A 13392-nucleotide genomic window follows, 5' to 3' on the forward strand; every position below is an offset into this window, starting at 1 on the left:
TTCCGTTTCGTCGAGTCCGTTCAACCGTGGGAGAGGACCGCACCGATGGCCACCCAGTTCCCGCACCTCGAGCCCATCCACCGCGACTTCATCCTGCGCCAGCGGATGTTCTTCACGGCCTCCGCCGCCAGCACCGGTCGGGTGAACCTCTCCCCGAAGGGGCTCGACTCGCTCCGCGTGCTTGGCCCCAACGAGGTTGTCTACCTGGACCTCACCGGCAGCGGCAACGAGACGGCCGCGCACCTGCGCGCCGATGGACGCCTCACCCTCATGTTCTGCGCCTTCGAAGGGCCGCCCATGATTCTGCGCCTCTATGGACGGGGTCAGGTGCTGCGCCGGGGCAGCGCCGCGTACTCCCGGCTGTTGGCCTCCGAGTTCGGCGGCGTGGAGCCGCTGGGGGCTCGGCAGATGGTGAAGCTCGACATCGACCTCGTGCAGAAGTCCTGCGGCTACAGCGTGCCCCTCTACGAGTTCACCGGCGACAGACCCACGCTCACGCGCTGGGCCGAGAACAAGGGCGAGGAGGGGCTGGAGGAGTACCGACGCCAGAAGAACGCGAGCAGCCTCGATGGCCTGCCTACCGGACTCTTCGACGAGGACGATACGACTCCAGGCGAGCCGTAGGCGCCGGGCCGTGGCTCAAGAGGAAGCCCACCTGGACCTCTCCGAAGTCCAGCGTCTCGGCCTCGTCCCGGGTGCTATCCCGCCCTGAGGCGCGCGGAGTCCTCCGCGTGTTTCTCCAGCGCCGCGGCGATTTGTGGCGCGGTCCACAGCGGGTCCAGACAGGGGCAGAAGTAGCCAGGGCCCGCCTTTTCCCGCACGGCCCACTCGAAGAAACCGCGAGCCGTGGAGTGCAGTTCCTCCGGGAGGAAGAGGGCCGCGACGTCATATTCGGTGAAGCGCAGCAGGCCCGGCACGCGCCACTCCCGCTCCCAGTCGAAGCGATAGCTGTAGGGCGCGTTGTGCTTGTCGCCCTGGATGTCCACGAAGGGCGTCATGGCCCAGAGCGGATGGGCCCGCGAGTCCGACGCCGCCAGCGCCTGGTCCATCTGGTGCTTCAGGGAGAGGTGCGCGGGCGACGCGTACTGGACGTACCAGACGGGGCCACCCCCCTGGGACAGGATGAAGCTCTTGCTGAAGCCGATGCCATACAGGCTGCGGCGCTGGACGAGCCGGCCGAGCCGGTCGAGCGGAATCTCGCTGAGGCAGACCGCGCGGTGCCGGTCCGCGACCTGGGGCTCCTTGCGCGCGAGCCCAAAGCCCTGGGCACCCGGGATGAGCGTGCGCGTGCCCAGGATGTTCATCATGTTCTGGTAGGCGTCATGGAATGGCGGTCCGGGCTTCGTGAAGTGCACCACGAAGTCAGACATGTCCCGCCACTGTGAATTCGCCTGATAGCCCAGCATCGTCAGTCCGGAGCCAATGTCCCGGAGCGGGGAAGTCGATGCAACCCGACTGCATTCGCACCTCCGTCGCCTGCCCGCCCTCCCGACGGCGGGGCCGGTGCTCGGTGATGGCTGGCGGGTGTCTGGGATGAGGCTGGCGAAGCCATTCGAGCGCTGGCTCCACCAGGCTGGGGTGTTGATTGATGGGTGACATCGCAATCGTTCATCGAGCGGAGCGGACCTCCGCTCGGGGGAGCGAGCGATGCGCCACGATGGGCGGTTGTCACCGGTCGAGCTGATGCGGCGTCTCACCCTGTCGCTGGAGCGCATCGCGGCGCATGGGCTCACGAGCGGGGCCATCCAGGGTGCCTCGGAGGGACTCCAGGCGGAGCTGCCGGGGCTCGACGGGCAGCTGCGTGAGCTCGTCCAGGATGTCGTGGCCCTGCTTGCTCGCGAGGTCGAGGAGGCCGCCGAGCGACCTCCCGGCACGTGGTCCCGCTCGCTCGCGGAGAGCGCGGTGAAGGGCGTGGTGGCGGAGCTGCGGCGCTCGATGCCGGGCGCGGATGCGCTGTCCCATGAGCTGCTGGAGCGGGTGAACGGGTGGTTGGACCGCTCGGCGCGGGTGGCGGATCAACGTCAGCGGGAGCTTCGGCAGCCTGGCGCGCGGGCTCGGACGCTGGCCACGGGGGCGGTGCGCGGCGCGGTGCTGGAGCTGGCGCACGAGATGCCCGTGCTGGCGCCCATCGCCTCGGAGGTGGCGTCCCAGGCGGGGCGTGGGCTCGTGGAGGGATTGGGCACGGCCCTGGATGCGCGCACCGAGCGCATCGACGAGGTGCTGGAGAGCGCTGGGCGGCGGTTCGTCCACGCCGTGGTGGAGCAGCTCGAGCTGGAGGTGAAGGCTCGCCGCGAAGGCTCCGAAGTGGACGTGGGCCTCGTCGTGGCGACGATGGCCGAGCGCACGGCGACAGCGACGGTGCGAGGTGCCTCCGAGGAGCTGCGGCGTCAGCTCCGTGCCACGCGGGACGAACTGGGAGGCCCTTCGCTGCGGGGTGCCAGCCGTGAGGTGACGCTGGGCGTGTTCTCCGCGTTGTCGGAGCGACTGAAGGTTCCGCTCGCCATCGCGGTGGGCGCGGGTGGGGCGCTCGTGCTCACCGCGTTCACCCTGGCCCGGCGACGCTGAGCTGCGTCGCGCTGGGCTGAGCTGCGTCGTGCTGGGCTTGCGTCACGTTGGGTCGGGCTGTGTCGCGCAGGGCAGCGCCTCGCTGCGTCGAGCTGAGCGGCGCGGCGCCGCGCTGCTCTCGTGGCTTGCCTTGCGTGCGCGGCAAGGGAGCCCGCGGCCCGCGAGCCGCTGCGCATCGTCTGTGAATGAGGCTAGGCTGACCGGAAGACACAGAGTCGTCCGGGGGTGGTCTCGCGCATGTGGCGAAGGCTTGGAGTCGGCGGGGGCCTGTTGCTCCTGGGAGTCGTCCTGGCGTGGGTCGTGCTCGGTGGACCGTCGGGGGAGGGGCAAGAGCGCGGGAAGACCTCCGCTTTGGAACCTGACGCGGAAGGCCGGCGCTCGTCATGGGCCGCGCTGCTCGCCGCGCCCGTGTCCGCGCCCCGAGGCGGACAGGTCGTGCGAGGAGTCGTCATCGATATCGCGGGCCCGGTCGTGGGCGCGGTGGTGGTGGCGACCGAGGATACGCCTCGCAAGCCATTGAGTGCCCTGCCTTGCGACGATGACATGTCGTCGCTGAACGCGCGGTGCCCGGTGCGGGAGGTGTTGGACTGGTTGGACTCGGGCGAGGGCGCCATGCCTCCCCTGGCACGTACCGTGACGGACTCCGAGGGCCGCTTCACGCTGGCGGGCCTGGAGGTTGGAAGGTACGCGGTGTGGGCGGAGGGGCCGCGGAGCGTGGCGCTGCGCGAGGATGTCCCCGCTGGAACCGAGGACCTCGAGGTGTGGTTGGACGAGGGGCCCTCGCTCGCGGGCGAGGTGCGGGACGAGTATGCGCGGCCACTGGAGGGAGTCCGCGTCATCGCCCTCCTGGCGGCACACCGCCGCGCCTTCGAGGTGACCACGGCACGGGACGGACACTTCGAGTTCGGGGACCTGCCGGACCAGGATTACAGCGTCCTCTTCTCCAAGGAGGGACTGCTCCCGGTGCACGTGAAGCCGCGCGGCGCGGACCTGCTCGCCATGGACGTGACGATGTCGCGCGCACGCCTGCTCTCGGGCCGCGTGGTCCATGAGGACGCTCCTGCCCCGGGGGCGAAGGTGCGCTGCGAGGGCCCCGACTGGAGTCGCGAGGTCGTCGCGGATGGCGAGGGTCGCTTCACCTTCGAGGGCCTGCCCCCTGGGCGCTATTCGTTCTCCGCCAGCGACGGCGAAGCGGTGGCCGAGGAGAGCGTGGGCCTGGGGCCCAGCGGCGACTACCCCGAGGTCGTGCTGGCGCTTGGCAGTGACGTGCTCCTGGAGGGCGTGGTGCGAGACGCCCGGGGGGCGCCCATCGTCGGGGCGAGCGTCCTGGCCTGGAGGCTGGGCGTGCCCTACATCCCCAGGCAGAATCACGCGACGAGTGACGCTCGCGGGGTCTTCTTGTTGGGACCGGTGTCGCGAGCCCTCTACTCCGTCAAGGTCGATGCCCCGGGGTTCCTGGTGCACGAGGCGCAGCTGCGGCTGGGCGCGGACGGCGCGCCGCTCGTCTTCGTGTTGCGCGACGCCTTCACGGTGGAAGGCACCGTGGTGGATGCCGAGGGTCATCCCCTGGAGGGAGCCCACCTCTCCGCGGTCTCCCCTTTGGACGAGCGTGGCCCGTTCGACGAGTCACTCAAGGGACGCGATGACCTGGTGGTGGAGAGCACCGCGACGACAGGGAAGGAGGGCGCGTTCGTGCTCTCCGCCGCCGAGGCCGGGGCGCGGGGCATCGTCGTCAGCCATGCGCTGTATCGGTCGACCTGGCTCTCCGTGACGTCGCCTCGAAAGGGGCTCCGGGTCGTGCTCTCGCCGGGCGCCACGGTGAGCGGCGAGGTGCTGTTCGAGACAGACTACCCGGTGCGGTCCGCCCACGTGACGCTGGTGTCGCGACTGCGCGAACCGGGGGACGCTCACGAGAAGACCGGGAGTACGGATGCGAAGGGACACTTCACGCTCCAGGGCGTCGCCGAGGGGCGGTATCGGCTCGTCGTCACGCCTCGGGAGCTGGCCTCGCGGCGTCAGTTGTCCAAGCTGCTGGAGGTGAAGGGGCTCGCACCCGTGCATGCGCGGCTCCAGTTCCTCGCCGGCCGCTCACTCGCGGGCGTCGTCGAGGATGGGGAGGGCAAGCCCCTCGCGGGTGTCTCGATTCGGGTCACTCCGGCCGTGGAGAACGTATCGGTGCGAGCGCGAGGCGCGGACTTCGTGATGCACCCGGGTGTGGCGACGGGCAGCTCCGATGAGGAGGGGCGCTTCGAGCTGAGCGACCTGGTGCCGGGGTCCTACTTGCTGGTGGCCTGGCTGAATGGCCATGTGCTGGAGGTGCCCCCCGCTTCGAAGGCCTCGAAGCCCCGGGGCTCGAGCCTGCCCTTCGTGCTGGTCGAGGCCGGAAGCGCTGAGCTGCGGCTGGTGATGCGCCGCGAAGTCGGCATCCGGGGGCGCCTGGTTCGGGAGGACGGCACCCCCGTCACCCGGTTCGAGGTGAACGGCGTCTCCACCACGAGCCCGCGAGGTGAATTCTTTCGAGGCCCCCATGGAACCAGGCCGCAGGAGTTCCGCTTCTCCGCGCCCGGCCTCGCGACCCTCTCCATGAGGGTGGACGCGGTGGAGGGACAAGCCCTGGACCTGGGCGCGGTGGTGCTCCGTCCGGGGCGCCAGGTCCGGGGGCGCGTGACGGACGCGGCGACCGGAAGGCCCGTGGTGGGGGCCCTGGTGGACGTGGGCGACGTCCCCACGGATGCGAACGGCTGGGCGGATGAGGCGATGCTCCACGAGGAGGATGGCGTGGTGAGGACGCGGCCGGACGGCACCTTCACCCTCCCTCATGTGCTGGAGCAGCCGTATGCGCTCGTCGTGTCGCATGAGGCGTATTCGCAGAAGCGCCTGTTGCTCGGTGCGAAGCAGGACGAGGTGGAGGTGGCGCTCGCGGTGGGGGCCCTGCTTCGCGGCACGGTGAGCGACCCGGCGGCGGACAACACCACGGTGATTCTCTCGGGCTCGGAGAATGGCTACGTGCGGGAGCTGTCGGTCATCTCCGGACAATTCGAGCAGCCAGGCGTCCCGCCGGGTCCCTATCTGGTGGCGGTCCGGAGAGACAACACCGAGGACAGCGACACCCCACCTCCGGTGTTCCTGCCCCGGCGCGTCCAGGTCCCCGCCTCCGGCACGGTGACGGTGGACTTCGTGCCGCAGTAGGACGGGGCGACGCTCCACCTGCGCGTCGCGGACGCGAGCGAGCACTCCGTGGTCATCCTCGCGCAAGGGACGGTGCCCGCGCCGAGCACCCGGGCGGACCTGGAGCAGCTCCAGTCCCTCAAACCGCGTGAGCTGGGGCGGGGAGGGGCTGGACGTTCCGCTCGCAGCCGGAGGGGACCTATACGGCCTTCGTCTTTCGACGCGGTGAGCCGCATCCCTTCAGTTGTGTGCGAGAGGAGTTGATGCTGCCGGGCACGGGTGAGGTGACGCGGGAGCTGACGCCTTCGTGGATGCCGCTGCCTGCGATGTCGTTGTCGAGCATGGAGTGGTACTGATGGCGCCAGGCCCCTTCGCGGCGGAGTTCCTGGCGACTACGATTGGGTGCCATGTCCCGCCTCCGTCCACTGTCTCTCGTGGCCCTGCTCACGCTGGCCTTCGCACCGTTGGCGCTCGCCGCTGCTGGCACCCCCCAGCTCCAGGCCTTCTTCCAGCCCGAGCTGACCCAGGCCAGCTATCAGCAGAAGGCCTATGCCCAGGTCGCCGGCAAGTGGAAGCAGCCGGCGCGCAAGGGATTGCCGGCGGTGGGCCGCAGGACGGTGGTCCAGGCTGTGATTGGCCGCGATGGCAAGCTCGTCACCGCGGTGGTCTCCCAGGAGTCGGGCTCCAAGGTCTGGGATGACGCCGCGCTGGCCGCCGTGAAGAAGGCCGCGCCGTTCGCCCCGCTGCCCAAGGACTACGCGCTGGCCACGCTCGATGCGCACTTCCATGTCGCGTGGGTCGCCGCTCCGTGAATGTCCTCGCGCGCTCGTCCGTCCCGGCCCCATCGATGACATTCCGGTCCCACTGCCTCGCGCCCCTGCTGCTGCTCGCGCTCGCCCTGGTGGCCCCACCCGTCGAGGCGGCGCGCAGGCCTCGAAGCGTCCAGAGCGCGACGAGCGTCGTCGGCCTCTGGTCCGAGTCGCAGCACGTCTATGTGAAGGGGGACGTCGGCGTCTCCTCGGGGCAACTCGCGGACCTGGAGGTGTGGCTCACGAAGAACGCGCCTCACTGGACGGTGGTGTTCCTGGAGAACGCGGAAGGTGAGCGCTTCGTCGACGCGGAGGGCACGCGCTTCACGGGCATCGACGCCGCGTTGCATGCCCTGGGAAAGGGGCTGTCCAATCGCACGGGCTTCGGCGAGTTGAAGCACCCGAGGACGCGGGAGCCGGACGGCGCCGTGTTCCTTCTGTCCCTGGCGGAGAGGAACCTGTCGTACTTCGGCTCGGAGGCGCAGGACCGGCGCAAGGCGGGAGACGCCCAGTGGAAGGGTGACCTGGATGCAGCGGCCATCGAGGCCATGCGCAATGGCGGGCGCATCATCGACGCGGCGAAGAACACCGTGACGCTCGTCGATTCGCGGGTGGCCGCCGCCGTCGACCAGGAGGAGGCTGAGCGCGCCCGACTCATCGAGGCCCTGCGCGGCCGGCTCATCGCGATGCAGACGGAGCTGCCGCGTCTCTCCGAGCAGCGGCTCGCGGCCTTCGGGACGGTGTTGCCCCCGGGACTTCCGCGCGCGGCCGTGGACCTCGCGGGCGTGGCGCCTCAGATCGCCAAGGCCCTGGCGCTGCTGACGCCTCCGGAGAAGGCCGACCTCGCGAAGGCGACGGCGGTGCATGACGGCGTGCGGGCGAGCCTCGACGGGCTGCGCTCGGCGATGGAGGAGCACCGGACCGCGTCCGAGCGACTGAAGGCGCTGGAGGCCGCGCGGGTGACGCTGGCCGCGAATCCACTGGCCGCGTTCGCTTCCGAGGGGCTCTCGGAGCTGCGCGTCGTGACGGAGACGGCGAGCGGCGCGGTGCGTGACATGACGCCTGCTCACGGTGCCGCGCTCACCACGGCCGAGGCGGTGCGCGCGAAGGTCACCGAGACGCTGGAGGCGGCGGGGCGGGATGGCCAGCGACTCAGTGCACTGGCGAAGCTGTTGGATGACCTGGCGGCGAGGCCCGAGGTGGAGGTCTTCCAGGTGTCGCTCGACGAGGCCCGAGTGGCGTGGGGAAAGGCTCGCGAGGCATTCGTGGCGAGGGTTGGCACCTACGGCGTGCTGCTCCGGGCGAGCGAGGAGTCCTACCAGCGCGCTGTCGTGGCGGCGGACGAAGCGGAGCTGGCGCGGAGGATGCGCACTGGCGGCGGGACGGCGGGTGGCGCGGGCCTGCTCATCGCGGGCCTGCTGGCGCGTCGTCGGCGCAACGCGAGCCGGCTCAAGGCCACCGAGCTGCATGGCCGCTGGCGCACGGCCATCGACGAGAAGACGCATGCGCTCTTCGGGCTCCTGGAGCGCACGCACCTGTGCGCCGGCGAGTCCCGCGACGACATCGCGAGGCGCTTCGAGGGCCTCACCCGGGAGCGGGGGCAACAGCTCGCCTCCGACGTGGACGAGCTGTTCCTCCTCGCCACCGCCGCCGCGCGCGTGCTGCATCGGGCCGAGGACCTGCTCACCGGCTCCGGGATGACGAACGCGCTGGGGGCCCACCTGGGGACGGCTCGCTACGAGCAGGTCACCCGCCTGCTGCGCGACGAGCCCATCGTCTTCCACCCCGACGAGGGCGTGGAGGGCGTGCTGCGCGGGCCGCGCACCGAGGCGCAGCGGCTCATCGGCGACCTGAAGAGCTATCAGCCCTTCTCGCTCTCCTTCGAGGCCTTGCTGGAGGCGTTCAACACCCACGCCGAGCGGGCCCTGGTGCTGCTGGGCTCCCTGGAGACGGCTTCATTTACTTCGGTGGAGGCGTTGACCGCGCTGAAGGACTTCATCGCCGAGCTGCGGGAGGTCCCTCCCGGGGACGCGGTGCTGCGCGTGAAGGAGGTCACCGGTCAGGTCGTGCCGTGCCTGGATGCGCTCGTGAAGCAGGCCCGGCCCCTGTTGAAGGCGGACCCGCTCGCCGCGCTGGAGGGGCCGCTCGCGGAGGGCGGACGGCGGATGGCGGAGGCTCGGGCGCTCATGACGGTGCTGACCATGGCCGAGCGCGAGGTGCTCCCCGTGGTTTCGCGAGCGGGACGGGCGCTCGTGGACGCGGGCCTGTCGCGTCGGTGGTTGGATGACGCCGTCGCCGCGTTGGGACACACGGCGGAGGAGACGGCCAAGGCGCTGGTGGACCGGCCGGCGAAGGACGCCGTGGAGGCGCTGGCTCAATCCTTCACGGCCCTGGCCACGCGAGCGAGCGAAGCGGACGAACTGGTGGCGCTCGCGGCCCGGGCCCGGGATGCCCTGGCGCGCGTGGAGCGGGAGACGGCCACGGCCCGCGAAGAGCTGGGGACGTCGATGGACAAGCCCGCCTCGGCGATGCTGCGTGAGAAGGACGCCGACCCGTCGGACCGGCACGCCTCGGGTGTGGGCTCGCTGCGCGAGGCGCGCGAGGCGCTCGGGGACGGGAAGCTGGATGCCGCGCTCGCGGGACTCACGGCCTCGCTGACGCGCGTGGGCGAGGTGGAGGCGCTCCTCGCTGACAGTCGCGAGGCATCGAGGACCTTCGCCGCGCGTCGTGACGCGTGTCGCGAGGAGGCCCGTCGGCTCGAGGCTCGCGTGGTGGACGGCACCGTGCTGCTGGAGACCTTGATAGCTCGCTATCGCCCCTCCGCGCTGCGCCTGCGGCCAGAGGACCCGGTGCATCCGGAGGCCAATGGCACGGTGCGGGACAACGCCTCCGAGGTCGCACGGCATCTCGGCGACGCGGCGACGCGCCTGACGGAGGCGGACCTGGCCCATGCGGAGGCCCGGTTGCTGGCCTCCGTCGCGCTGCTGTCGGAGGTGGAGGCGCGGCACGCCCAGGCCCACGCCCGGCTCGACGAGGTCGACGAGAAGTCGCGGCGGCTCCAGTCCATCGAGGAGGGCAACGCCAGGACGCTCCTGCTCGCCGAGGGGCTGAGCCGCGCGTGTGACGCCGACGCGTCGGACGCGCGCACGATGCAGCCCACGCACAGGGCCCGTGACGCCGCCCGACAGGTCCTCCTGGCGGCGGTGACGGCGGCGGAGTCACGGCCCGCGGACCCCTTCGACGCCGCCGAGCGGCTCGCCTCCGCCTGTCTGTCGATGGAGCAGGTGCGGCAGGCCGCCGCGTCTGACCGGGCCCACCATGCCCAGGCGGAGGAGAGCCTGGCCTCGGCCGACCGCGCCGTGTCCTCCGCGGACCGTTGGATTCGCCAGGCCGCCACCGACGGCATCGGCGACAGCCGCGCGACGACGGCGGCCATCAGCGGCCTGGCCACCCTGCGACACGAGCTCGACTCGACGAAGCGGGCCTTCGCGACGCCCCATGGAGACTGGGTGGCCTTCGACAGGGTGGCGGACCGCATCGCCTCCGAGGCCGCGCGCAAGACGGCGGACTTGCGGGGCGAGCTTCGCGCCGCGGAGGAGGCCTCCGACGCCATCCGGTCCGCCGCCAGCATGGTGCAGTCCGCCGCGACGTGGATGGGCAGGGCGGGGGGCTCCCAGCTCGACTCCGCGCGCCGCTCGCTCGACAAGGGGCTCTACGCGGAGGCCCTGCGGTCCGCGGACGCGGCGACTCGCGAGGCTCGCGACGCCATCGAAGAGGCCGAGCGCGAGGAGGAGCGCCGTCGCGACGAGGCCCGTGAGCGGGAGCAGGCCCGCGCGGCTGCCTCCTTCTCCAGCTCCTCTTCTTCCAGCTCCTCTTCCTCGAGCAGCGGGTCCGGCTTCTCCAGCTCTTCCTACGGCAGCGGTTCTTCGGGGAGCGGTTCGGGCTTCGGCAGTTCGAGTTGGTAATCGCGGGCAGGCGCACGGACGGTTATGGTGCGCCCCCATGGCAACTCCTCATATCTCCGCGGCGCCCGGCGACTTCGCCGACGTGGTGCTGATGCCCGGTGACCCCCTCCGGGCTCGCTATATCTCCGAGCGCTTCCTGACGGACGCCCAGGGCGTCACCTCGGTGCGCAACATGTTCGGCTTCACCGGCACCTATCAGGGCCGCCGCGTCTCGGTGATGGGACACGGCATGGGGGTGCCTTCCATCTCCATCTACGCCACCGAGCTCGTCAAGGTGTACGGCGCCCGCGTGCTCATCCGCGTGGGGAGCTGCGGCGCGCTCCGCCCGGACGTGAAGCTGCGCGACGTCATCGTCGCCACCGGGGCCGGCACCGACTCGAAGGTGAACCGGATGCGGCTCATGGACCACGACTTCGCGGCCGTGCCGGACTTCCAGCTCGCCCGGTGGGCGATGGAGGCGGCGGAGCGACGGAACAAGGCCGTGCGCGCGGGCACTGTCTTCACCTCGGACTTGTTCTACCACCCGCAAGAGCAGCTCACCGCCACGCTGGTGCGCATGGGGGTGCTGGCCATCGAGATGGAGGTCGCCGGCCTGTATGGCGTGGCCGCCGAGTTCGGTGCGCGCGCCCTGGCCCTGCTCACCGTGTCGGACCACCTCCAGACGGGCGAGGCCCTCTCGCCCCAGGACCGGCAGACCTCGTTCGACGAGATGATTGAGCTGGCGCTCGACGTGGCCCTCAAGGTGCCCGCGCCGACGCCCTGACGCGGACAGTCGTCACTCGGGAAGTGTGGCCTCGGCCACGCCCGGAGCGCCCCCCAGGGCAGGGGGGCGCCAAAAAATCTGGGAGGGGCTTTGTGCTCGAACGATTCTCGGGCCATCCTTCGGCCCGGTGCGTTACCCCCTCTGGCTCCTATTGGTTTGCGCCGGCTGTGCCGCGCGCGTGGTTCCCCCCTCTGGCGGCGAGTCCGCCCTGGCGTCCGTGCGTTCGGAAGGACTGACGCCCGCTCGAGAGCAGGTGCCTCCGGCACCCGTCGAAGCGGTGCCAGGAGTTCCGGCGGCGGGAGCGACCGCGGAGGCCGCGGCCGTCGTGGCCCAGGCCTCCGACGAGAGCTGCGCGCTGTCGGCGGAGGACCTGGAGGACGAGGCGGCGGAAGCCGGCGAGGGTGAGGGCGACGACGGCGAGGGCGAGACGCCGACGGTGGGGGGCGAGGTGCCCACCGGGCCGGTGTACTCGGCGGAGATCTCCGACGACGACCTGACGCGACGCTGGAAGGAAGACATCGCGTCGCTCGGCTCGATGGCGGTGGGCTTCGCGCACAGCGGGCGGCTGGTGAACTCGGTGCAGTTCCCCCGGGGTGACGACTGGATTGTCGTCTCGCCGGAGATTGCGTGGGGCACGCAGGAGAGCATCGACTACCTGGTGACGGCCATTCGCGAGGTGCGCTCGAAGTACCCGGAGGCGCCGCCCATCCGCGTCAACGGCATCAGCAACAAGGAGGGCGGCTACAAGCGTCCTCACAAGAGCCACCAGAATGGCCGGGACGTGGACGTCGGCTTCTACTACCCGACGGTGGACCCCATCCGGGAGCGCGAGCGCGAGCGGTACATCAACGTGCCGCTCAACTGGGCGTTCATCCGGGCGGTCGTCACCAAGACGGACATCCAGCTCATCCTCGTGGACAAGCGCGTACAGAAGGTCCTGTACGAGCATGCGCTGGCGGTGGGTGAGGACAAGGCGTGGTTGGACTCGTTGTTCAGCCCGGTGGGGATCATCCGGCACGCGCGTCGGCATCGTGACCACTTCCACCTGCGGTTCCACAACCCGAGGGCGCAGGAGCTGGGGCGCCGCGTGCAGCCGCTGCTGTCGTTGCAGCCCGAGCACAACGTGATGCTGCACCGCGTGCGCTCTGGCGACACGCTGGGGGGCATCGCGCTGAAGTACGGGTCGACGGTGTCGATGATTCGCAAGGCGAACCGCATGAAGAACAACTTCCTGCGTGCAGGCCAGCGGTTGTCGGTGCCGCTGAGGGGCCCGTGCACCAACTGCCCCGTGCCGCCGCCCTTCGTGCTGCCGCCCCGGCAACTGCCGCCCGAGACGCAGGCTCCCGTGGTGGCCGCCGCCACCAGCGCCGCGCCCACCGTGGAGACGGCGCTGGCGACGAACTGCGCGAAGCCCACGCCGGTGGTCGAGGTCGTGAAGCCCACGGGCGCCGCGCCTGTCGCAGAGATGGTGAAGCCCGCTGCCGCACCTGTTGCTGAGACGGTGAAGGCCGCTGCCGCGCCTGTCGCAGAGATGGTGAAGCCCGCTGCCGCGCCTGTCGCCGAGGCGGTGAAGCCGGCTGTTGCGCCTGTCGCCGAGGCGGTGAAGCCGGCTGTTGCGCCTGTCGCCGAGGCGGTGAAGCCGGCTGTTGCGCCTGTCGCCGAGGCGGTGAAGCCGGCTGTTGCGCCTGTCGCCGAGATGGTGAAGCCCGCTGTTGCACCCGTCGCCGAGGCAGTGAAGCCCGCTGTTGCTCCTGTCGCCGAGGCGGTGAAGCCCGCTGTTGCCCCTGTCGCCGAGGCGGTGACGCCCGCTGTTGCCCCTGTCGCCGAGGCGGTGAAGCCCGTCGCCGCTCCCGTGGCCGAAGCTCGCAAACCGGCGATTGACCCGGCGGTGCACACCACGGTTCCTGTCGCCGCGTCGGCGCAGTCCGCGAGCATGCCCGTGTCAGAGTCGGCGCCGTCCGCCGCGGCCACGGTGAAACCCGCGTCCGTGGCCTCACCGCACGGAGCCTCGGAGGGTTCGTCCGCGGGCATCTCCCACGGACGCTGAGCGTCGAGTGCTTCGCGAGTCCCGTGTCCGAGGCGGCGCCCAGTCCGCCTGTCGCCTCCGCAAGGCTCTTCGCGC

9 protein-coding genes are annotated in these 13392 nt (G+C 71.0%); 7 read left to right on the forward strand and 2 right to left on the reverse strand.

Annotation, left to right across the window (positions count from 1 at the left end):
• The first annotated feature begins 45 nt into the window (after positions 1 to 45).
• Entirely contained in the window at positions 46 to 624 is a 579-nt protein-coding gene (locus tag G4D83_RS40255) for a pyridoxamine 5'-phosphate oxidase family protein (protein WP_163870246.1), read from the forward strand.
• Between the two features lie 74 nt (positions 625 to 698).
• On the opposite strand, the gene G4D83_RS40260 is transcribed toward G4D83_RS40255, so the two are convergent.
• The gene (locus tag G4D83_RS40260) at positions 699 to 1370 is read right to left on the reverse strand and encodes an abortive infection system antitoxin AbiGi family protein (protein WP_240357088.1); all 672 of its coding nucleotides are present in this window, start codon (positions 1368 to 1370) and stop codon (positions 699 to 701) included.
• A gap of 277 nt (positions 1371 to 1647) precedes the next feature.
• On the opposite strand from G4D83_RS40260, the gene G4D83_RS40265 reads away from it, so the two are divergent.
• Together G4D83_RS40265 and G4D83_RS40270 are read left to right on the forward strand one after the other, a co-directional pair.
• Positions 1648 to 2565: a hypothetical protein gene (locus G4D83_RS40265; RefSeq protein ID WP_163870248.1), complete on the forward strand. Its 918-nt coding sequence runs from the start codon at positions 1648 to 1650 to the stop codon at positions 2563 to 2565.
• A gap of 351 nt (positions 2566 to 2916) precedes the next feature.
• Positions 2917 to 5754 carry a carboxypeptidase-like regulatory domain-containing protein gene (locus tag G4D83_RS40270; RefSeq protein ID WP_163870249.1) on the forward strand — a complete coding sequence of 946 codons (2838 nt, stop codon included), beginning with the start codon at positions 2917 to 2919 and terminating at the stop codon, positions 5752 to 5754.
• A 178-nt stretch (positions 5755 to 5932) separates the two neighbouring features.
• On the opposite strand, the gene G4D83_RS40275 is transcribed toward G4D83_RS40270, so the two are convergent.
• Entirely contained in the window at positions 5933 to 6142 is a 210-nt protein-coding gene (locus tag G4D83_RS40275) for a hypothetical protein (protein ID WP_163870250.1), read from the reverse strand.
• Between G4D83_RS40275 and G4D83_RS40280 the strand changes: the two genes are divergently transcribed.
• The 4 genes from G4D83_RS40280 (at position 6141) to G4D83_RS40295 (ending at position 13317) form a co-directional block, all read left to right on the forward strand.
• Positions 6141 to 6545: a TonB family protein gene (locus tag G4D83_RS40280; protein WP_163870251.1), complete on the forward strand. Its 405-nt coding sequence runs from the start codon at positions 6141 to 6143 to the stop codon at positions 6543 to 6545. The two genes, G4D83_RS40275 and G4D83_RS40280, sit on opposite strands and share 2 nt — an antisense overlap.
• A 35-nt stretch (positions 6546 to 6580) precedes the next feature.
• Positions 6581 to 10507, forward strand: coding sequence for a hypothetical protein (locus G4D83_RS40285; protein ID WP_163870252.1), 3927 nt, complete (start codon positions 6581 to 6583; stop codon positions 10505 to 10507).
• Positions 10508 to 10544: 37 nt separating this feature from the next.
• Positions 10545 to 11270 (forward strand): purine-nucleoside phosphorylase, encoded by a 726-nt coding sequence (gene deoD, locus G4D83_RS40290; RefSeq protein WP_163870253.1) that lies wholly within the window; start codon positions 10545 to 10547, stop codon positions 11268 to 11270.
• 217 nt (positions 11271 to 11487) lie between these two features.
• Positions 11488 to 13317, forward strand: a complete 1830-nt coding sequence (locus G4D83_RS40295; RefSeq protein WP_205522842.1) for a penicillin-insensitive murein endopeptidase — start codon at positions 11488 to 11490, stop codon at positions 13315 to 13317.
• The last annotated feature ends 75 nt before the right edge of the window (positions 13318 to 13392 follow it).

The sequence above is a fragment of the Myxococcus eversor genome (genome assembly GCF_010894455.1).
Taxonomy (GTDB): domain Bacteria; phylum Myxococcota; class Myxococcia; order Myxococcales; family Myxococcaceae; genus Myxococcus; species Myxococcus eversor.

Excerpts from the sequence above, each read along its gene's own strand:
- G4D83_RS40255 (WP_163870246.1), top strand. The coding sequence starts at position 46 with ATGGCCACCCAGTTCCCGCACCTCGAGCCCATCCACCGCGACTTCATC.
- G4D83_RS40260 (WP_240357088.1), bottom strand. The coding sequence starts at position 1,370 with ATGTCTGACTTCGTGGTGCACTTCACGAAGCCCGGACCGCCATTCCAT.
- G4D83_RS40265 (WP_163870248.1), top strand. The coding sequence starts at position 1,648 with ATGCGCCACGATGGGCGGTTGTCACCGGTCGAGCTGATGCGGCGTCTC.
- G4D83_RS40280 (WP_163870251.1), top strand. The coding sequence starts at position 6,141 with ATGTCCCGCCTCCGTCCACTGTCTCTCGTGGCCCTGCTCACGCTGGCC.
- G4D83_RS40275 (WP_163870250.1), bottom strand. The coding sequence starts at position 6,142 with ATGGCACCCAATCGTAGTCGCCAGGAACTCCGCCGCGAAGGGGCCTGG.
- G4D83_RS40285 (WP_163870252.1), top strand. The coding sequence starts at position 6,581 with ATGACATTCCGGTCCCACTGCCTCGCGCCCCTGCTGCTGCTCGCGCTC.
- deoD (WP_163870253.1), top strand. The coding sequence starts at position 10,545 with ATGGCAACTCCTCATATCTCCGCGGCGCCCGGCGACTTCGCCGACGTG.